Annotated in this window: 19 protein-coding genes; 16 read left to right on the plus strand and 3 right to left on the minus strand. The window is 57.1% G+C overall.

Annotation, left to right across the window (positions count from 1 at the left end; all coding sequences use genetic code 11):
* Nucleotides 1-103 precede the first annotated feature (103 nt).
* The 11 genes from D4A39_RS02380 (at nt 104) to nqrM (ending at nt 10,951) form a co-directional block, all read left to right on the plus strand.
* Nucleotides 104-982, plus strand: a complete 879-nt coding sequence (locus tag D4A39_RS02380) for an acyl-CoA thioesterase (protein ID WP_022986356.1) — start codon at nt 104-106, stop codon at nt 980-982.
* The gene (locus tag D4A39_RS02385) at nt 979-1,560 is read left to right on the plus strand and encodes a uracil-DNA glycosylase family protein (protein ID WP_022986357.1); all 582 of its coding nucleotides are present in this window, start codon (nt 979-981) and stop codon (nt 1,558-1,560) included. The genes D4A39_RS02380 and D4A39_RS02385 overlap by 4 nt, the downstream gene beginning before the upstream one ends.
* A 219-nt stretch (nt 1,561-1,779) precedes the next feature.
* The gene (locus tag D4A39_RS02395) at nt 1,780-3,219 is read left to right on the plus strand and encodes a glyceraldehyde-3-phosphate dehydrogenase (RefSeq protein ID WP_119917429.1); all 1,440 of its coding nucleotides are present in this window, start codon (nt 1,780-1,782) and stop codon (nt 3,217-3,219) included.
* A gap of 288 nt (nt 3,220-3,507) precedes the next feature.
* Nucleotides 3,508-4,854 carry a Na(+)-translocating NADH-quinone reductase subunit A gene (locus D4A39_RS02400; protein WP_022986360.1) on the plus strand — a complete coding sequence of 449 codons (1,347 nt, stop codon included), beginning with the start codon at nt 3,508-3,510 and terminating at the stop codon, nt 4,852-4,854.
* A gap of 2 nt (nt 4,855-4,856) precedes the next feature.
* Nucleotides 4,857-6,116, plus strand: a complete 1,260-nt coding sequence (locus D4A39_RS02405) for an NADH:ubiquinone reductase (Na(+)-transporting) subunit B (RefSeq protein ID WP_022986361.1) — start codon at nt 4,857-4,859, stop codon at nt 6,114-6,116.
* Nucleotides 6,116-6,946 (plus strand): Na(+)-translocating NADH-quinone reductase subunit C, encoded by an 831-nt coding sequence (locus D4A39_RS02410; RefSeq protein ID WP_022986362.1) that lies wholly within the window; start codon nt 6,116-6,118, stop codon nt 6,944-6,946. Before D4A39_RS02405 ends, D4A39_RS02410 begins: the two co-directional genes overlap by 1 nt.
* Nucleotides 6,946-7,611 (plus strand): NADH:ubiquinone reductase (Na(+)-transporting) subunit D, encoded by a 666-nt coding sequence (locus D4A39_RS02415; protein WP_022986363.1) that lies wholly within the window; start codon nt 6,946-6,948, stop codon nt 7,609-7,611. Before D4A39_RS02410 ends, D4A39_RS02415 begins: the two co-directional genes overlap by 1 nt.
* A gap of 12 nt (nt 7,612-7,623) precedes the next feature.
* On the plus strand, nt 7,624-8,244 hold the full coding sequence (gene nqrE / locus D4A39_RS02420) for an NADH:ubiquinone reductase (Na(+)-transporting) subunit E (RefSeq protein WP_022986364.1): 621 nt from the start codon (nt 7,624-7,626) through the stop codon (nt 8,242-8,244).
* Between the two features lie 15 nt (nt 8,245-8,259).
* Nucleotides 8,260-9,489 (plus strand): NADH:ubiquinone reductase (Na(+)-transporting) subunit F, encoded by a 1,230-nt coding sequence (gene nqrF / locus D4A39_RS02425; protein ID WP_022986365.1) that lies wholly within the window; start codon nt 8,260-8,262, stop codon nt 9,487-9,489.
* Between the two features lie 213 nt (nt 9,490-9,702).
* On the plus strand, nt 9,703-10,713 hold the full coding sequence (locus tag D4A39_RS02430; RefSeq protein ID WP_022986366.1) for an FAD:protein FMN transferase: 1,011 nt from the start codon (nt 9,703-9,705) through the stop codon (nt 10,711-10,713).
* A gap of 1 nt (nt 10,714) precedes the next feature.
* Nucleotides 10,715-10,951 carry a (Na+)-NQR maturation NqrM gene (gene nqrM, locus D4A39_RS02435; protein ID WP_022986367.1) on the plus strand — a complete coding sequence of 79 codons (237 nt, stop codon included), beginning with the start codon at nt 10,715-10,717 and terminating at the stop codon, nt 10,949-10,951.
* A gap of 244 nt (nt 10,952-11,195) precedes the next feature.
* Here nqrM and D4A39_RS02440 read toward each other — a convergent pair whose 3' ends face one another.
* Nucleotides 11,196-12,290 (minus strand): GNAT family N-acetyltransferase/peptidase C39 family protein, encoded by a 1,095-nt coding sequence (locus tag D4A39_RS02440; RefSeq protein ID WP_022986368.1) that lies wholly within the window; start codon nt 12,288-12,290, stop codon nt 11,196-11,198.
* A 399-nt stretch (nt 12,291-12,689) separates the two neighbouring features.
* Between D4A39_RS02440 and D4A39_RS02445 the strand changes: the two genes are divergently transcribed.
* On the plus strand, nt 12,690-13,874 hold the full coding sequence (locus D4A39_RS02445) for a patatin-like phospholipase family protein (RefSeq protein ID WP_119917637.1): 1,185 nt from the start codon (nt 12,690-12,692) through the stop codon (nt 13,872-13,874).
* Here the strand turns inward: D4A39_RS02445 and D4A39_RS02450 are convergent.
* On the minus strand, nt 13,847-14,632 hold the full coding sequence (locus D4A39_RS02450; RefSeq protein ID WP_119917638.1) for a glycerophosphodiester phosphodiesterase: 786 nt from the start codon (nt 14,630-14,632) through the stop codon (nt 13,847-13,849). The two genes, D4A39_RS02445 and D4A39_RS02450, sit on opposite strands and share 28 nt — an antisense overlap.
* A gap of 133 nt (nt 14,633-14,765) precedes the next feature.
* On the opposite strand from D4A39_RS02450, the gene D4A39_RS02455 reads away from it, so the two are divergent.
* From D4A39_RS02455 to D4A39_RS02470, 4 genes are all read left to right on the plus strand, one after another.
* Nucleotides 14,766-15,929, plus strand: a complete 1,164-nt coding sequence (locus D4A39_RS02455) for a sulfotransferase (protein WP_022985575.1) — start codon at nt 14,766-14,768, stop codon at nt 15,927-15,929.
* A gap of 115 nt (nt 15,930-16,044) precedes the next feature.
* A complete protein-coding gene (locus D4A39_RS02460; protein ID WP_119917430.1) occupies nt 16,045-17,208 on the plus strand; it encodes a glycosyltransferase in 1,164 nt (387 codons plus the stop codon).
* Nucleotides 17,201-17,944 carry a polysaccharide deacetylase family protein gene (locus D4A39_RS02465; protein WP_233552388.1) on the plus strand — a complete coding sequence of 248 codons (744 nt, stop codon included), beginning with the start codon at nt 17,201-17,203 and terminating at the stop codon, nt 17,942-17,944. Before D4A39_RS02460 ends, D4A39_RS02465 begins: the two co-directional genes overlap by 8 nt.
* A 176-nt stretch (nt 17,945-18,120) precedes the next feature.
* Nucleotides 18,121-19,383 (plus strand): hypothetical protein, encoded by a 1,263-nt coding sequence (locus D4A39_RS02470; protein ID WP_022985578.1) that lies wholly within the window; start codon nt 18,121-18,123, stop codon nt 19,381-19,383.
* A gap of 182 nt (nt 19,384-19,565) precedes the next feature.
* Here the strand turns inward: D4A39_RS02470 and D4A39_RS02475 are convergent, their stop codons facing one another.
* Nucleotides 19,566-20,459: a carbon-nitrogen hydrolase gene (locus tag D4A39_RS02475; protein WP_022985579.1), complete on the minus strand. Its 894-nt coding sequence runs from the start codon at nt 20,457-20,459 to the stop codon at nt 19,566-19,568.
* Between the last annotated feature and the right edge of the window lie 34 nt (nt 20,460-20,493).

The raw sequence follows: 20,493 nt of genomic DNA on the forward strand, positions 1-20,493 counted from the left end.
GATTGGCCTGTCGCCAGGTTAAGTGTCCGGGCGCGCTGATGAACCCCATTTTCTTGAATAGTAGGGTACTATGCGGCCAACGTGATTTTGCTGAGGATTGGGTATGAACAATGCTGTCCGGGAGCTGATGGATCTGTTTGATCTGGAGCAACTCGAGAACAACCTCTTTCGTGGCCAGAGCCAGGCCAATGGCCAACGTAGTGTGTTTGGCGGGCTGGTGGCCGGGCAGGCTCTGTTGGCGGCGTCACGAACCGTGCAGGAAGACCGCCCGGTGCATTCCCTGCATGCCTATTTCCTGCGGCCGGGGGATTTTAATGCGCCCATCGTCTACGACGTGGACCGGATTCGTGATGGCAAGAGTTTCACCACCCGGCGGGTGAATGCCATCCAGCATGGCCGACCGATCTTTTCGCTGGCGTCCTCGTATCAAGTAGTGGAGGAGGGGGCATCCCATCAGGCTGAGATGCCTGAGGTGCCAGGCCCGGACGGGCTGGAGAGTGACGAGGCGATTCGGATCAAGTTGGTGGAGCGCCTCCCGGAGCAGTATCGAAAGGACTTTCTTACCGAGCGACCAGTAGAATTTCGCCCGGTCACGCCGACAGACCCCATTTCCCCCGACCCCAAAGCGCCGATCAGGGAGGTCTGGTTCCGTGTCGTGGACAAGGTGGACGCCAATCCCATGACGCACCGGGCGTTGTTGGCCTATTGCTCGGATTTTGGTCTGATGGGCACAGCGATGCTGCCCCATGGCATGAATTTCTGGCAGCCCAATGTGCAGTGCGCAAGCATTGACCACGCCATGTGGTTCCACAATGACTTCAAAATCGATGAGTGGCTGCTGTATCGCAGTGACAGCCCCTTCGCCGGTGGTTCCCGCGGGATGAACTTTGGTTCCATCTACCGTCAGGATGGCACCCTGGTGGCGTCGGTGGCTCAGGAAGGGTTGATTCGATTGCACCGGTCTGACAGTCCGGCGGAATGAACCGGCTGCTGCCATTACTGGAAGAGGTGCGCGCTTGCCGCCTGTGCGAGCCGCACTTGCCGCTGGGCCCGCGGCCGGTGGTGCAGGCAGGAGAGAGCGCCCGGTTATTGATTGTTGGCCAGGCGCCCGGTACCCGGGTACACGAGAGCGGGATTCCCTGGAATGATCCCTCCGGGGACCGGTTGCGGGATTGGTTGCAACTGGATAAAGCCGCCTTTTATGACGAGCGTCGCATCGCGATCATCCCTATGGGGTTTTGTTATCCCGGTCGGGGAAAGGGGGGCGATCTGCCGCCGCGTCCAGAATGTGCGCCGCAGTGGCACGAACTTTTGGTGGCGGAATTACCCGAGATCAGGCTCACCCTGTTGGTGGGGCAGTACGCCCAGCGTTATTACCTGCCGGAGCGCGGCAAGTCGCTGACGGATAACGTACGGGAATACCGCCGGGCGCTAGCGCAGGGTTACTTCCCACTACCACACCCCAGCCCCCGTAATCGTCTGTGGTTGCGCCAGCGCCCCTGGTTCGAAGACGAAGTGGTGCCCGCATTGCAGGCCAAAGTGGCCCAGGCTCTGATGTAATGTTCATGCTGTCCCCGGCCTTTGAGCCCGGGTTTGCCATGCCGTCACAGCGGCCGCGCTTATACAGTCAGCCGCTTTGCTGTACCCGGGTGGATAAACCCCGCATTTGGCAGTATCATTCGCGCCCCAAACTCCACCGCTGGCTGACCGCTGAAACCGGGCATCTAGAGCCATTCCACGGTTTCCGTCACCTGAACCCAAACTGAGAGGGGCATCTCCGTGAGCAAACTGGAAGACCACTTCGGACGCTGGAAGAATCGCGAGGAAATCGCAGAAGCCATGATTCCCATGATTGGCCGCCTGCAGCGCGAAAAGAACGTCACCACCACCGTTTACAGCCGTTCCCTGGTCAACAAGTCTGTTATCCAGATCCTGAAGGCACACCGTTTCGTCAAGCAGATTGAAGATTCCGAGCTGTCTGTTGTCGACACTTTTCCGGTGCTTCAGGAAGTTGCCAAGCTCGATCTGGGCCCCTGCCGCATTGATATCGGCAAGTTGGCGGTAGAGTACAAAAAAGATAATCGCGGCCTGTCTATTGAAGAGTATGTGCGCGCAGAGCTGGCCGATGCGACCAGCAACAAGGGCGGCATGCCTGAGCCCACCGATGTGGTGCTCTACGGTTTTGGCCGTATCGGCCGTATTCTGGCCCGTCTGCTGATCGAAAAGGTGGGCTCCGGTAACGGTCTGCGCCTGAAAGCCATTGTGGTGCGTGAATCTGGCAAGGGTGACTTGCAAAAGCGTGCCAGCCTGCTGCGTCGTGATTCCGTGCATGGCCCCTTCGCCGGTACCATCGCCGTCGATGAAGAAGAAAATGCCATCATCGCCAACGGCAACTTCATCAAGGTGATCTACTCCAACGATCCCAACACCATCGATTACACCCAGTACGGCATCAACAATGCTGTGGTGATCGACAACACGGGTAAGTGGCGTGATGTGGAAGGTCTGTCCCAGCACCTGAACCGTCCGGGCGTGTCCCGTGTGATGCTGACGGCGCCAGGTAAAGGTGATATGAAAAACATTGTTCACGGCGTGAACAACAACATCATCGAAGACAGCGACAAGATCATCTCTGCGGCCAGCTGTACCACCAACGCCATCGTGCCGCCGCTCAAGGCAATCGAAGACAAGTTCGGTATCGAGTTTGGCCACGTTGAGACGGTGCATTCCTACACCAACGACCAGAATCTGCTCGATAACTTCCATAAGGGCCCCCGTCGTGGCCGCGCGGCGCCGTTGAACATGGTGCTCACCGAGACCGGTGCGGCGACCGCTGCTGCCAAGGCGCTGCCTTCCTTGAAGGGCAAGCTGACCGGTAATTCCATTCGTGTTCCTACTCCGAATGTCTCCATGGCAATCCTGAATCTGACCCTGGAGAAGGAAACCAGCCTGGAAGAGCTGAACGAATACCTGCGCTGGGTCAGCCTGCATTCTCCGCTGCAGCGTCAGGTGGACTTTGTGAGCAGCCCGGATGCGGTCTCTACCGATTTCGTTGGTTCTCGTCACGCTTCCGTCATCGATGCAGAGGCTACTATTGTCAACGGGCGTCATTGCGTGCTGTACGTATGGTACGACAATGAATTCGGTTACAGCTGTCAGGTGCTGCGCATCCTGCAGCAAATCTCCGGGGTGGAATTCCCGGCGTATCCGAAAGACTGAGCATGTCGGTTTGAAAGAGGGCCCGCTCAGTGCGGGCTTTTTTTCGAGTGGAGGCGCTGGCTGAAGTGGTGCGTCAGCACTGCACTGGATTGGTGCGATGCGACAAAAGTCGGCCTTCAAGCCTCTGGCGAATGGAGTGGCGCCTCTTTATAATATGCGCCGCCGGCTCCGGCCGGCTCCCAAGTGCAAATTCCGGATTTTGCGTGAATCCCCGGTAATTCCCTGAGTTCAGGGCATTTTCGGAGGGTTTGCCTCGACTTCAGCAACACGCAACGTGGGCGAGTAACTATGATTAAAATCAGGAAGGGCCTGGATCTGCCCATCACTGGTGCACCGCGCCAGTCGATTGAGGAAGGTCATCAGGTTCGTTCTGTTGCCGTGCTCGGCGGTGACTACGTGGGCATGAAACCCACCATGGAAGTGCGCGAAGGCGATATGGTCAAAAAAGGCCAGATCCTCTTCACGGACAAGAAGACCGACGGTGTGAAGTACACCGCTCCTGCCGCTGGCAAGGTGATCGCCATCAATCGCGGTCACAAACGCATTCTGCAATCCGTCGTGATTGAAGTGGCTGAACAGGAAGAGGACGTTTCCTTTACCGCCTACAGTGCCGACCAGCTTTCCAGTCTGGATCGTGCCGCGGTTCAGCAGCAGCTGGTGGACTCCGGTGAATGGACTTTGCTGCGTACTCGCCCCTTTGGCAAGGTGCCAGCGCTGGATTCTACCCCCAACTCCATTTTCGTTTCCGTTCTCGATACCAATCCTCTGGCGCAAGAGCCGGCGGTGGTCATCAAGGAAAACGAACAGGCGTTCCGTGATGGCCTGTCTGTACTGAGCCGTCTCACCGATGGCCCGGTGTGGGTTTGCCGCGGTCCCAAAACTGATCTGCCCAGTTTCGCTGGCGGCCAGGTGCGCGAAGAGACCTTCGCCGGTAAGCACCCGGCTGGCAATGTGGGTACCCAGATCCATTTCCTGGATCCGGTCGGCATGAACAAGACCGTCTGGTCTCTCGCCTACCAGGACGTGATCGCCATCGGCAAGCTGTTCACCGAAGGCAAGATCTATAGCGATCGCGTGGTTGCTCTGGCCGGCCCGCAGGCCAAGACGCCGCGTCTGCTGCGTACCCGAGTGGGTGCCAATGTGGAAGATTTCACCCAGGGTGAACTGAAAGACGGTGATAATCGCCTGATTTCCGGCTCTGTGTTCAGTGGACACAACGCTCGTGGCCCGCTGGCCTGGCTGAGTCGCTCCACCAATCAGCTGACGGCGCTGAAAGAAGGCCACGAACGTGAGCTGCTGGGTTATATCTCCCCCGGCACCAACCGTTTCTCGGTGATGAATATCTACCTGTCCAAGCTGATGCCGGGCAAGCGCTTCAACTTTACCACCACCACCAACGGTTCCGAGCGTGCCATGGTGCCAGTGGGAGCGTATGAAGAAGTGATGCCGCTGGATGTTCTGCCGACCCAGTTGTTGCGTGCCCTGATTGTCGGTGATGCCGACAGCGCGGTCGCACTGGGTGCTCTGGAGCTGCTGGAAGAAGACCTGGCCCTGTGCACCTTCGTGTGCCCGGGTAAATACGAGTACGGTCCGATCCTGCGCGACAACCTCACCACTATTGAAGCGGAGGGCTGAGCATGGGCCTGAGAAACTATCTGGACAAGAAAGTCGCTCCGCATTTCCATGAGGGCGGCAAGTACGAGAAGTTTTACACCTTCTACGAAATGTTCGACACCATGCTGTACAGCCCGGATTCCGTAACCCGGACTGCAGCTCACGTGCGTGATGGTCTCGACCTCAAACGCATCATGATGACGGTGTGGTTCTGCACCTTCCCGGCGATTCTGTTCGGGCTGTGGAATACCGGCTATCAAGCCAACCTGCAGATTGCCGAATTCGGTGCCGATCCGCTGGGGGGCTGGCGCAGTGACCTGGTGGCTGCCCTGACGGGTTTTGACCCTGCCAGCATCTGGGCCAATGTGCTGCATGGTGCGGTTTACTATGTGCCTATCCTGATTACCGTGTACCTGGGCGGATTTATCTGGGAAGGCCTGTTCGCGTGGAAGCGCGGCCATGAGGTTAACGAAGGCTTCTTCGTTACCGGTATCCTGTTCACCCTGATTCTGCCGCCGTCCATTCCGTTGTGGCAGGTATTCCTGGGGATTTCCTTCGGTGTCGTGATTGGTAAGGAAGTGTTCGGTGGGACCGGCAAAAACTTCCTCAACCCGGCGCTGGTTGGCCGTGCCTTCCTGTACTTCGCTTACCCGGCGCAGATGTCCGGGGATACGGTCTGGACCGCGGTGGACAACTTCTCTGGTGCCACCTCCTTGTCCCTGGCTGCCTCTGGCCACCTGGACTACGCGGCTTCCCTGACGGGCAACGCCCTCACGGAAGGCGCCGCTGCGGCGACCGCCAGCCTGAGCTGGATGAACACCTTCCTGGGTAACATCCAGGGCAGTATCGGTGAAACGTCTACCCTGGCCATCCTGATTGGTGGTGCAGCCCTGCTGATGACCAAGATTGCCTCCTGGCGCATTGTGTTGGGTGTGTTCCTGGGCATGGTGGGTATGTCTGCCCTGTTCAATGTCATCGGTTCTGACTCCAACGCCATGTTCTCCATGCCGTGGTACTGGCATCTGAGCGTGGGTGGTTTCGCCTTCGGCATGATCTTCATGGCCACTGATCCGGTGTCTGCGTCCATGACCAACACGGGCAAATACATCTTCGGTGCCCTGATTGGTGTGATGACCGTCCTGATCCGGGTAATCAACCCGGCCTTCCCGGAAGGCATCATGCTGGCAATTCTGTTCGGTAACCTGTGTGCGCCGCTGATTGACTACTTTGTCACTCAGGCAAACATTCGCCGTCGTCTGCGTCGTACCGGGGGAGAAGCGTAATGGCTGGAAAAAACGAAAGCGTCAGCAAAACTCTGCTGGTTGCCTTCCTGGTGTGTGTGGTTTGCGGTGTGGTGGTTGCCACTGCTGCGGTAAGCCTGCGCCCGGTGCAGAACGAAAACAAACTGATCGACAAGCGGATGAACATCCTGCAGGCCGCAGGCATGTATGACCCGTCTCAGGATGTGAACGAGCAGTTCGCCACCATTGAGCGCAAGTTTGTTGATATCGACAGCGGTGACTATGTCGACATGCCGGAATCCTATGACCAGCGTAAAGCGGCCAAGGATCCGAAGCAGTCTGTACGCTTGAGCGGTGACGAAGATATCGCGGGTATCAAGAGTCAGGCCAAAGTGGCTGAGGTATATCTGGCCCGGGGCGATAACGGTGAACTGAGCCGTATCATCCTGCCGGTTCACGGTTACGGTCTGTGGTCGACCCTGTATGGTTTCCTGGCGCTGGAGCCGGACGCCAACACGGTTGCCGGGCTTGGGTTCTACGAGCACGGTGAGACCCCGGGGCTGGGTGGTGAAGTCGACAACCCCAAGTGGAAAGCCCTCTGGGAAGGCAAGAAACTCTATGACGGCCAGGGTGATGTGGAAATCCAGGTCATCAAGGGTACCGTGGAAGCAAACACCCCGGATGCTGAGTACAAGGTAGACGGCCTGGCCGGCGCAACCCTGACCAGCAAGGGTGTGAGCAACCTGCTTCAATTCTGGGTCGGACAAAACGGTTTTGGCCCATACCTGAAGCGCATGCAGCAAGGTGGCGGTGATGTGGCTGAGTCCACTGATGCCGTTGAATCCAGCGAGCAGCCGGAAGGAGACGCGTAATGGCGGAGAAAACCAAGGACATCCTGTTAGGTCCGATTTTCGACAACAACCCCATCGCGCTGCAGATCCTGGGTATCTGTTCCGCGCTGGCGGTTACCAGCAACCTGAGCACCACGGTCACCATGTGTATTGCGCTGACCGCGGTAACGGCATTTTCGAACTTCTTTGTGAGCTCGATCCGTAACTCGATTCCTTCCAGCATCCGGATCATCGTGCAGATGACCATTATTGCCTCGCTGGTAATCGTGGTGGACCAGTTCCTGAAAGCCTACGCCTACAGTATTTCCAAGCAGCTGTCGGTATTCGTGGGGCTGATCATCACCAACTGTATCGTGATGGGGCGTGCAGAAGCGTTCGCCATGAAGAACCCGCCGATTCCGTCCTTCCTGGATGGTGTGGGCAACGGTCTTGGCTATTCCGTGATCCTGCTGGGCCTGGGTTTCACCCGGGAACTGCTGGGCGCCGGCAGCCTGTTCGGTCACCAGATTCTGCCCAAGGTTTCCGAGGGTGGCTGGTACCTGACCAATGGCATGATGCTGTTGCCACCGAGTGCCTTCTTCCTGATCGGTCTGTTTATCTGGGCGATCCGCGCGTGGAAGCCGGCCCAGGTTGAGCAGGACGACTTCAAGATGAAGCCCAACACCCGTGTCAGCGACGCGTTTTAACGGAGACGAGGAATGTTTGAACATTATCTGAGCCTGTTCGTCCGCGCCGTCTTTGTTGAAAACATGGCGCTGGCCTTCTTCCTGGGTATGTGTACGTTTATCGCCGTATCCAAGAAAATTTCGACCGCAATTGGTCTGGGTGTGGCGGTAGTGGTGGTACTGACCATTACTGTGCCGGTTAACAATCTGCTGCTGACGTACCTGCTGAATGAAGGTGCGTTGTCCTGGACTGGTATTCCTGAGCTGGCAAGCCTGGATCTGCGTTTCCTCGGCCTGTTGAGCTACATCGGCGTGATCGCTGCTCTGGTACAGATCCTGGAAATGGCGCTGGACAAGTACGTACCCAGTCTCTACAACGCGCTGGGTATCTTCCTGCCGCTGATCACTGTGAACTGCGCCATCATGGGTGCGTCCCTGTTCATGGTTGAGCGTGACTACAACTTCGGTGAATCCGTCGTCTACGGTCTGGGTGCCGGTACGGGGTGGGCACTGGCGATCACCTTGCTGGCCGGGATCCGTGAAAAGCTCAAGTACAGTGATGTGCCTGATGGTCTGAAAGGTCTGGGTATTACCTTTATTACCGTGGGTCTGATGTCACTGGGCTTCATGTCATTTTCCGGCGTGCAGCTGTAAGGGAGGGGTTGAATCATGAGTGTTGAGATTATTCTCGGTGTCGTCATGTTCACCGCCATCGTGCTGGCGCTGGTGGCGGTGATTCTTGCTGCCCGCTCGCGTTTGGTGGCTACCGGTGATGTACATATCGATATCAATGGCGATGCAGAAAAAGGCATCGATGCTCCGGCTGGCGGCAAGCTGCTGGGCACCCTGGCAAACCAGGGAATCTTCCTGTCTTCTGCCTGTGGCGGCGGCGGTACCTGTGCGCAGTGCAAGTGTCAGGTGATCGACGGCGGGGGTGACATTTTGCCCACCGAAGAAGGCCACTTCACCAAGGGTGAAATTCGCGATGGCTGGCGTCTGAGCTGCCAGGTCAACGTGAAGCAAGACATGAAGATTCAGGTGCCGGAAGAATTCTTCGGTGTGAAAAAGTGGGAATGCGAAGTTATCTCCAATAACAACGTGGCCACTTTCATCAAGGAGCTGACCCTGAAGCTGCCGGAAGGCGAGAACGTGGATTTCCGGGCTGGTGGTTATGTACAGCTGGAAGCGCCGCCGTTCGATATCAATTTCTCTGATTTTGATATCGCAGAGGAATACCGGGGTGATTGGGAGCGTTTCAACTTCTTCGATCTGAACTGCAAGAACAACGAAGAAGTGATCCGTGCTTACTCCATGGCGAACTACCCGGAAGAGAAGGGCATTCTCAAGTTCAACATCCGGATTGCCACCCCGCCTCCGGGGTCCAAGGATATTTCGCCGGGTATCATGAGCTCCTTCGTGTTCAACCTGAAGCCGGGTGACAAGATCACTGTGTTCGGGCCCTTCGGTGAATTCTTCGCCAAGGACACCGACGCCGAGATGGTCTTTATCGGTGGTGGTGCGGGCATGGCGCCCATGCGCAGCCATATCTTCGACCAGCTCAAGCGTCTGAACTCCAAGCGCAAGATGAGTTTCTGGTACGGTGCCCGTAGTGTTCGCGAGTGCTTCTACAACGAAGAATATGACCAGCTGGCAGAAGAGAACGACAACTTCGACTGGCACCTGGCATTGTCTGACCCGCAACCGGAAGACAACTGGGAAGGCCTGACCGGGTTCATCCACAACGTACTGTACGAGCAGTACCTGAAGGATCACCCGGCACCGGAAGACTGCGAGTTCTACATGTGCGGTCCGCCGATGATGAACGCGTCGGTCATCAAGATGCTTGAAGACCTGGGCGTTGAGCCGGAAAACATCCTGCTGGATGATTTCGGCGGCTGATCAGGAACGCCGGCCTTCGGGCCGGCGTTTTTATTTTTGAGTTGAAAGTTCAAAGTTGAAAGTTAAAAAGCGCGTCCGGGCTCAGCTTTATTCTGAACCGCTGTCGCCGCACCCATGCCTCAAGTGCGGACTCGAGTCTGGGATTGCTGCCAGACCGTCACCGCGCCTTTGAACTTTCAACGGCTCCCCAAGACCTGACACCGGTACCAAACCATGACCCGCATCTTTCCCCTGCTGGTGCTTTCCCTGACCCTGCTGCTGGCTGCCTGTGATGACAGCAAGAATCGTGTATCTGCACTCAGTGGTCCCACCATGGGCACGACCTGGAGTGTGAAATACACCGGGAGTCCCGATGAAAGCGTAGAAGCGCTGAAAGAAGATATCGAGGCCGCGCTGGAGCAGGTCAATGCCGAGATGAGCACCTACCGGCAGGATTCGGTGTTGAGCCGTTTTAACCAGGCTGAACCGGGCACCCTCATGGACTTGCCTGACGATACGGTAAAGGTGATCACGGCGGCGTTTTCGTTGTCCGAGATGACCGGTGGAGCGTATGACGTAACGGTGGGCCCGTTGGTGAATGTGTGGGGCTTTGGCCCTGATCCGGATCGCTTTTCCCCTCCGGATGCGCTTGAAATCGATGCGGCGAGAGCCAGGGTAGGGTGGCAGGCCCTGCTGCTTAGCGGCAATCAACTGCTACAGCCAGGCAACGTCTACGTGGATTTGTCTTCCATTGCCAAAGGGTTTGCAGTGGACAAGATTGCGGGCCTGCTCTCAACCCACGGGGTAAACAACTATCTGGTGGAGGTTGGGGGCGAGCTGCGGGCTCAGGGGCACAAGCCGTATAACCAACCCTGGCGCGTGGCGGTGGAGCGGCCAATTCCCGGTGTCCGCGAAGTGGAGACCGTGGTGGCGCTGAAAGACCTGGCCGTAGCCACCAGCGGTGATTACCGGAATTTTTTCGAGTCTGATGGTAAACTGTACTCACACACCATTGATCCGCGCACCGGTTACCCGGTTGAGCATGCTCTGGCGTCAGTGTCCGTTCTGCATCCCAGCGCCATGATGGCGGATGGTCTGGCTACTGCCATGACCGTGCTGGGCCCAAAAGAGGGTCTGGCCTTTGCCAAGGCACATGAACTGGCGGTGTTCTTTATTGTCAGAACAGATAAGGGTGTCGAAGAAGTGATGACCCCCGCTTTCAAAGCGATTCAAGAGGAGCGATAACATGTTGATGACCATTCTGGCGGCTGTTGTTTTCCTTGGCCTGCTGTTTGCGGGTATGGCTATTGGCGTGATCATGTCCAACAAGCCTTTGCAAGGCTCCTGTGGCGGGCTGGCCAATCTTGGCCTGAAAGAAGGCTGTGAAATTTGTGGCGGCGATCGCGGCAAGTGCGAAGAGAACACCCAGAAAGTGAACAGCGAAAAAGCCGCTGCGCTGGGCAAGGATGTCATGAAAATGTAGGTTGGTTTTTTGTTGGCGCGCCGCTGGCGGCGCGATAACAAACCGGCAAGAGTGAGATCGGCCACAGCGCACACAGCGATTACGTTCTTTCTTCCTTTTAGTGCCCCCTCTATCCCGTCATTGTTGAAACGGTTTTGATCGCGCCGCCAGCGACGTTCCTACGGAAAGTGGCGCGATCGAGCGGTTATTGCCGCCTTATTGAACGTCCAGTTGCTCAGCAGCCTGTTAAGAAAAGCTACTCTTCTTAGCCTCCCAGCACCACCGCAGTGCGCAGTTTGGCCTGACCGTATTTTCGCATTTGTTCGAATTTCTCCCGGGCGATGGGGACATGCTGGCAGTCCAGAGGCACCTGGTCTTCGCCCGGATCCGGGTCGTGAATGTAGAAACATTCCTCGTCGCTGCCACTGATCGCCACCCAGTGGGGGGCCTTGCGGCCATCCAGGCGCCAGGTGCTGATCAGCACCAGAACAACCTTGCCCTGGGCGATGGCACTGTCCAGATCATAGGCAGTGAAATCCTGATAATGGACCGGAATCTGCTGCGCCTTGCAGCTACGGGCAAAATGCTCGTGCAGGGTGGTGATCACCCGCTTTTTGTCCGTATCACGTACCGAATCCACAAATAAGGGACCCTGCTGATTGCACCAGACACTGGCGTTGAGGCCACGCTTGTGGGCGGCGATTGCCAGCCCCATGGGGTGGCAGCCACCGTGGCCCGCGGTCATGTAAATGGTGGTGGCTTCACGCCATAACAACAGTTCCTCGGTGGTGTCTGCAGGCTGGTTGCGCAGGGCTGCAAGCGCCATCAAAAGACAAGCCGGGCCGCAGGTGAACGGGGTGCTTTGCTGCACCCAGGGCAAATGAATCTGCTCTGCGTTGGCTGGCTGGTAATGCAATCGCTTCTGGTATCGGAGGGCGTCTTGATGGTCCTCGTAATAATCCGGTGCCAGGCCAAACAGCCGGTAGCCACGTTTTTCATACAAGGCGATGGCTGCAGGGTTGTCCTTGCGCACTTCCAGTCGAAGGTAGAGTCGACGTTCCTGATGGGCATATTCTTCCGCAGCATCCATAAGCTGTTCCCCAAGGCGTTGGCCACGAAAGCCGGGATCCACGGCAATGGAATACAGACGCGCCAACCGGGTGCCGGGCTGGAGCAGAACCAGGGCATAGCCTCCCAATTCCCCTTCGCGCTCTACTACCATCAGTCCGGCATGCTGGCGCTTTAACCATTTTCGGAAACTGCGGCGGGAGAGCCGATCGGAGGAAAAACAGCGTTGCTCCAGACGGGTAAGGGCGTCCAGATCGCTGGGTAGGGCAGGGCGTAGAGAGAAGGAGTTCATGGTCCTCGGAAGAACGGTTGTATTCGCCTGGGGCTTGGGGAACCTCTGAATAACTCCTTGCGTGCTCAGCGTGGCCTGAAGGGTGCAGCTGTTGTGTTTTGTCGCAACGGGCAGGGTGGTTCCCTTTCCTGGCGGCAAAGCGCAGCAGATGCGCCCCTCTTTACCTTTTCACCCATAGAGGGGGCGAACCAGCCTGAAAGACTGACCACGCAAGGAGTTATTCAGAGGTTCCCTAGCATAAGGCACCTGTGGCACCCGCAACCAGCGGATTCTTGATGCGCGAAAAGGGTAATCGGCACAGCGGTTGCAACGTCATGTGAAAGCCTGTCATCCGGCGTTTGTAGAGTCTGGCGGGTGGCGATGGCTGTGGGCATACTGGAGGCAACCAAGGAGGCGTTGATGCAGCAGAAGGATCCGGTCCGTGGACTGGTGTTATCCGGTGGGGGAGCCCGAGGGGCGTACCAGGTAGGCGTATTGTCGGCCATGGCCGACATGCTGGATCGCGGCGCTCCCAACCCTTTTCCGATCATCTGTGGTACCTCTGCGGGCGCGATCAATGCGTCTGCACTGGCTGCCAATGCGGGCAACTACCGTTCTGCCGTGCGGGGACTGGAGCGCGTTTGGTCCAACATTACTGCCGAGCAGGTTTACCGCACCGATTTGTATGCCTGTCTGCGGGGGATTTTGCGCTGGTTTTTTTCCGGGTTTACCACCGGGCGGACTCCCGAGCGCAGTGCCTTGCTGGACAACCTGCCGTTGCAACGGTTGCTAAGCCTGGTGGTCAATTTTCAACGCATTCAGGGCAACCTGGATCAGGGGCATCTGCGTGCACTGGCGATTACCGCCTCCAGTTATGCCACAGGAGAGTCCGTCAGTTTTTTTCAGGGCAAAGATGATCTGGCTGAATGGGTGCGTGCGCGTCGCAAGGGCAAGCGTTCCACCATTGGTGTCGAGCATCTGTTGGCATCGGCGGCGATCCCGATTCTGTTTCCTGCTGGCAAGGTTGATGGCGGTTATTACGGTGATGGAGCCTTGCGCCAGTTGGCACCGCTAAGCCCTGCCTTGCATCTGGGCGCTTCCCGGCTACTGGTGATTGGTGTCTCTGGCAATGTCAGTGCAGGGCATCAGCGCGTCCTGAGTGGCTATCCGTCCATGGCCCAGGTGCTGGGACACGTTCTTAACAGCGTGTTTGTCGATACCCTGGAAGGGGATGTGGAGCGGCTGGAGCGCATCAACAATACGGTCAGGGCGTTGGGAGAAAGAGCGCGCCGCAAGCACGGTATTGCCCTCAAGGAAGTGGATGTACTGAAGATCTACCCCTCGCGGCCGATCGATGAAATCGCTGCGGAGCATATCGGGGAGCTGCCCAAGGGCCTGCGTTTCTTCTTGCGTGGGTCGGGGGCGACCCGTTCGCCGGGGGCCAGCGCTATGAGCTACCTGCTGTTCGAGCCCGGTTTCACCAATGCCTTGATTGAAATGGGCCGCAAGGATGCCTTGGCCCGCAAAGAGGAAATCCTGTCGTTCTTCAGTGACGAACCGCTTTACCGACCGGAGCCTCAGTCGGAAAAGGAAGACGAGGCGTAACGCTGCCGACTGCGGAAGTGGCTGACGAAACTGGTGGGGTAGTCGGTGATGATGCTGTCTACCTTGAGTTTGGCCAACCGCTCGGCTTCAGTCAGATCATTGACGGTCCACACCGACACTTTCAAACCTCGCCGGCGTGCCCGGCGCATCAACGCCGGGGTGACCAGGGAAAAGTGCGGAATCACCCAGCTACAGCCCAGGCCCTGGGCACGGCGGGTCGGTTGCAGATAGCGGTACTGGCAGACGTAGCCACGCTCGATATCCGGTGCCATGGTGCCGATCATGCGCAGAAAGCCGGTATGACTGGAGGTGATCACCACCCGTGATTGCAGTTGCTGGTCATGAATCATGTGGCTGAGGTGGTGGGCCAGTTGATGCAGCACGTGGCGGTCGGCCCCTTTCACTTCAAACTGAAACCGCATCTGCGGCCCGCACAGGTCGACCACTTCCTGCAATGAGGGAATGCCGGTGGGGCTATGCCAGCCGGGAGTGTTACGTCGGGCATCCATAACGCCCAGCTGCGCTCGCGTATATTGCCGCACGTTGCCGCGAACGCCTGTGGTTCGTGTGACATCGCTGTCATGTAGCACAATCAGTTGACCGTCAGAGGACAGCCGTACGTCCAGCTCCATCTCCGTGACACCGGCCTCGACGGCCACCTGAAAGCTGGCCAGGGTGTTTTCCGGGGCTTCGCCACGGGCGCCACGATGCCCGACGAGGGCGGGGTGCAGGTGGACAGGGGTTGCTGGAGGAGTCATGGCAATATTCATACGGGCATTGTTTGCGAGAAAGATGACAGCGCTGTGACCTGGACACAAGAGGGTAAGGTGTCATTTTTATGACTTATCGCAAGGCTAGCCTTGCGCAGTAGGTTACTGAGGAGCGAGTCGATTGAATAACGCCCTGTCCGTCATCAAACAATACCTGCGAGGTATTCCGGCCAGTGCCTTTCCTGATTACGGGATTGGCCGGCGAGGAGCATCGTTGCAACGGCTGTTGGTGATCGTGTTGTTCTGGCCGGTATTTCTGCTGGTGCAGTTGATCAATGGGGCGGGACTGCTGCTCGACTATGTACTGTTTCCGGACTTTCGCCGCGTTACGGTGCGCGAGCCTTTGTTTGTCGTGGGAGTGCCACGCAGTGGCACGACCTTTCTGCACCGGTTGTTGGCGCTGGATCAGCGTTTTACGACGACGGCATTATGGGAATTGCTGTTTGCTCCATCCATTACGCAACGTTATTTCTGGACTGCCATAGCCTCACTGGATGCGAGAATCGGCAAACCGGCCGGGCGCCTGCTGCTGTGGCTGGAGCGACGTTTGTTGGGTGGCCTGGATGGTGTGCACAAGACCGGTCTGCGGGACCCTGAAGAAGACTACCTTGGACTGATTCCGGTGTGGGGCTGTTTTCTGATGGTGCTGGTGGTGCCATCTCCTTCCTTGTGGCGCCTGACGTTTCTGGACCGCGATGGCTCTCCCGCAGAAAAACGCCGGCTAATGGCGGCCTATCGCCGTTTTGTGCAGCGGCATTTGTATTTCCATGGCCAGGACAAGCAGTTGCTGTCGAAAAATCCTTCGTTTACTCCGTGGATGCAGACCCTGGCGGACGCCTTTCCTGATGCGCGCTTCATTGGCTGCCTGCGAAATCCGGATGCCTCCGTGCCCTCACAGATCAACTCGATTCTGATTGGAGCACGGCTTTTCGAGGGGCGTGACACCACCACTTACTGGCGAGACGGGTTCATGGCGATGCTGGATTATTACTATCGGCATCTGCTGGAGGTGCTCGACACCCTTCCTGAATCGCGACAGGGCTTGTCGGTCATGGAAGTGTTGGCAGATCGTCCTGCAGAGGTTGTTGCACAACTGTATGTTCGTTTCGGTTGGACCCTCGATCTGGCGTTCCGCGAACGTCTTGCGGAACAAGACCGCAAGGCAAAAGGCTATCGCAGCGGCCACCATTACGATCCGCAATCGCTGGGTGTCAGCCCAGAGGAGCTGAACGCGGTATTTGGTTGGGTCTACGACCGCTTCGGTTATTCACGGCCCGAGGCCTGAATGTCTTTGCGTGATCTGCCGTTGACTCATTGGCTGTCACATCTTGTCGCAAATTCCCGTTGGCTTTTTGTTGCTTGTCACAATTCGGAAATGGCCACTGGTAATACTCGCGGCCATGGATACCAAAACGCTTCGTGTACTGTTTGTGGTGGATGCGATCAAAGGCCGGAATGGCGTTGGTGCCTATTTCCAGGATCTGGTATCGCATCTTGAAGACCGTGTAGAGCGGGTGGAACTGGTGCAACCCTGTTTGCAGGATCCCCACCCCTGTCAAGGCGCATCCATGCCGATTCCCGGTGACCCGACCCAGCGTCTTTTCTTTCCCCGGATACGTGAGCTCAGTGCTCTGGTGTGGGAGATGAAGCCCCACGTCATCGTTATTCCCGGCCCCGGAATTTTCTCCATGATCGGCTACTGGATTGCCCGAAAATGGGGAATCCCTGTTTGCGTTACCTTCCAGACGGATTACAACCGACTGGTAGAACTCTATTGGGGCAAGCGACTGGCCAAGCTGGCCGGGGGCTTTCTGAACTGGATCAACCGAACGCTGTTTCAGGGAAGTGAAACGGCGGCGACGATCTGCGAATCCATGATTACCCAGGCCAGAGAAGCCGGGGCGCGCAACCCGCAGCTTGTTGGTACGCCGCTGGCCAGAGAGTTTGTGCAGACACCGCTGCAGTCTCTGGCTGATGACGTAAACAAAGTGTGCTACGTCGGGCGCCTTGCGGCAGAAAAAAATATCGAATCCTTCCTGGAGCTGGCTGCGGCGCGTCCGGATCTGGAATTTCATGTGGCAGGGGATGGTCCCTTGCGTGCCAAAGTGGATCAGGCCTGTGACCGTCTGAGCAATCTTCACTGCCATGGCTGGTGCACTCGTGAGCAAGTGGTAGCGCTGGTGGACCAGTGTGAGGTGCTGGTGTTGCCGTCCTCGGTGGAGGCATTTGGCACCGTAGCACTTGAAGCCATGGCCCGCCAGCGACTGGTGATTACCACGCCCGCTTGCGGGATCAATGAATGGCCGGCGCTGGCGCGTGGGCTTTGGGTTATGCAGCCGGACGAAACGTTGAGCGACACCCTTGATCGTCTGGCAAGACTGACAAGCGATGAGCGCCAGGCCAAGGCGGCGAGCGCGCGTGAGGCCGCACTGGCCATGAATAACCATGCTATCGAACACTGGGGTAGCGTGCTTGCCCACTGTGCGACGCTGAAGCCCCGCGCCGCCAGCCTGCCGTCGCCGACACTGGCATTGTTACGCCGTTTGAGTAGCCACCATGCCTGATGCTCTGTCTGCATTGGTGAGCATCCATGACGTGATGCCGGAAACTCGAGAGCAGGTCACGACCATGCTCTCACGACTGCAGCTGGCGCCGGAACACGTCACTTTGTTGGTAGTGCCCGGGCGAGACTGGTCCGCGGACGACATCGCCTGGTTGCGTGATTTGCAGCAAAAAGGTCATCCACTGGCGGGGCATGGTTGGCTTCATCGTTGCCAACCTCCTGTTTCTCTCTATCATCGATTACACAGTCTGGTGCTGTCCCGAACCGTCGCTGAACACCTCTCTTTCAGTGCAGAGGGCATCGTTCGCTTGGTTCAGGATTGCCATGACTGGTTCGCAGAACACCAGCTCCCGGCTTCATCGCTTTATGTTCCACCGGCCTGGGCTCTGGGGGCGCTTACGAAAGAACGTTATGCCGATTTACCTTTCCGATATGTAGAGACTCTTGCCGGGATACTGGATACCCGCAGCGGCCACACGCTGTCATTACCTTTGGTAGGGTTTGAGGCGGACTACCCGTTGCGGGCCTGGTTTTTATCCTGCTTCAACCGATACAGTATCGGTCGTGCGAAAAGCCTGTCGCGGGCCCTGCGTGTAGGACTGCATCCCTATGATCTGGAATTGTCACTTGCGAGCTCCATATTGCCCCTGTTGGAACAAGTAACAGAATTTCTGGATTACGGGGTTTTGATGCAGAGTGATGCGGTACTGGAGTCCTCAGATATCGCTGCCGGATAACACTTTTTCCCTTCTTGTTTACCTTGTGACCATTGAGGTCAACCCCTGATCGAAGATGTCAAAGTGATGGCGGATTGATGGTTTCTGCTATTCCGGATTCAGGCTATTTTGTGACCGCAAAGTCACGAATTCTGAAACACAGGAATAATAGCAAGAACAACAATGGGGCCGGGGCTATGAAGCGCAATTGCTCGATGTTTATTTTTGTACTGGCAGGCCTGCTGTGCTCGCCAGTGAGTCATGCTGAAAAAGATTACGACGATCTCAGCCGCGAAGAGATGAAGGCGATAGCCGACAAGGCTCAGAAAGGCAGTGAAGCTGAGGATGCGGATGGTTGGCAAAGCGAGAAAGTCGCCGTCGATGACAAGGTGATTTCCGGGCAGTGGAACAGCGTGCCGTTTCAGACACGATTCTTCGATTATCCGCCAGAAAAGCTCAAGGAGGCCTGGCCGGTGTTGATGCGTGCCCTGCGTATCCCTTATCCGTCTGCCGAATACCTTGAGCGACGTATTGAGCACTTTCCACAATTGAAGGCCGAGCTCGGTCCGGAATTCGATGGTAATTACCAGCACTTGTCTGACGAAATCCTGGAAGCCTGGCGCTTCTTTTTCCGTGGGGATTTCCGTGCAGCCAAGGAGCATGGCTCCCGCCTGGGCGCTTACGGCAAGATCCCTGCGTACCTGGCCCAGAGCGTCTATGCGGTGTACCTGACCGACACGCGGGAAGAGAAACTGCAGCTGCTTCAGGATGTGGCGAACCAGATCACCGATTACCTGGACCTGATCAAAAGCCTGAAAGATGAGGAAGAATTTCAGGCTGACTACATGACCTTGCGGTTGGGTTACGCGTTTTCCATTGCCCGGATTGCAGAAGAGGCATCACCGGTGGAATCGCTGATGAACAATTACTTGTTCAAGGTATCCCGGGCCATTGATGACACGCTGGAAATTGAACCGAATCATCCGGTAGCGCTGGCCATGAATGCGGCCAAGGACGCCAACATCATCCGTTACGTGGGCAAGCTGTTTGGTCGCCTGACCTTCGGTGCACGCCTGAGCCGCGTAGAGGATTACTTTGAGCAAGCGTTCGAGCAGGCTGATGATCTGGCCATTGTCCATTACGAATACGCCAACTCGCTGATTTATATCAACCGTAATCGGGATATCTACCGGGCCATGGAAGAGTTCAATGTGGCGATCGGGATCCACCCCAAAAGCGCCATGGAGGCGCTGGATTCCATGTACGCATCCAAACGCCTGCGTGAGATCAAGGATTACTACCTGAACTTCCGCAAGAGTTATCGTTCGTTCGAGCGTGAGCGCCGCGAGTACATGCTGACCACGGATGAAAACCTTTATAGCGTACTCAAGCCCCCGTTTCTGGTGAGTGAGTATCTTAAACGCAAGGACGCGGGCACCGAGCTATCCCAGGTGCATTAAGTTTAAAATCGCCCGGTAAGGGGCCGCTATTTCGGTTGCGGCGGTGTTGGCGCATTGGCATTGCCCTGCGTCACTGTATGGCTCTACTCAGTTGCCCGGGGATAGTATTTGAAGAGATAGTAGAGCCTGGAATTGGGCACGATTGAGGCATTCCCGGGCTAACCCGGGAATGCGGTCGTTAATCAGTCCCTGAAACGCTTGGTCAGGTCGCCATAGGCATCCACGCGGCGATCACGCAGGTAAGGCCAGATACGACGTACGGATTCGCTGCGTTGCAGATTCACTTCGGCGATCAGGATTTGCTCGCTGTCACTGTCTGCCTGGGCCAGATACTCACCCTGAGGACCACACACAAAGCTGTTGCCCCAGAACTGAATACCGCTGTCGTCGGCCGGACTCTGTTCAAAGCCTGTGCGGTTGGCCACCAATACCGGTAGCCCGTTGGCAACACCGTGGGCTCGCTGGATAGTGATCCATGCGTCCAGTTGGCGTTGTTGCTCTGCTGGTTCATCTGCGGGATCCCAACCGATGGCGGTGGGATACAACAGCAGGTCCGCCCCCGCCAGTGCCATCAGCCGTGCGGCTTCTGGATACCACTGATCCCAGCACACCAACAGGCCCAGTTTGCCGACACTGGTCTCGATGGGAGTGAAGCCACTGCGGCCGTCGTTGAAGTCCGCATCCCCCGGGGTGAAATAGAATTTCTCATAGAAGCCGGGGTCATCCGGGATGTGCATCTTGCGATAGATGCCTGCCAGAGTGCCGTCCTTCTCCAGTACCACCGCGGTGTTGTGGTAGAGGCCGGCGGCACGTTTTTCGAACAGACTGCCCACGATGACGATACCCAACTCTTTCGCCAGTGCGCCGAGGGTTTCGGTACTCGGGCCGGGGATCGTCTCGGCCAGGTCAAACACACTGGTGTCTTCGGTCTGGCAGAAATACAGGCTGCGATGCAGCTCCTGCAGCAACACCAGCTCGGCGCCAGCGTTGGCCGCGTCACGGACCAGGGCCAGAGAATGCGCCAGGTTGGCGTTCAGGTCGGCGCAGTTCTTCTGTTGAATGACGGCTACACGCATGCTTGTTTCTCGCTGTCTTTCTTGCTGATAAGAG

Source organism: Alcanivorax profundi (assembly GCF_003597125.1).
GTDB lineage: Bacteria > Pseudomonadota > Gammaproteobacteria > Pseudomonadales > Alcanivoracaceae > Alcanivorax > Alcanivorax profundi.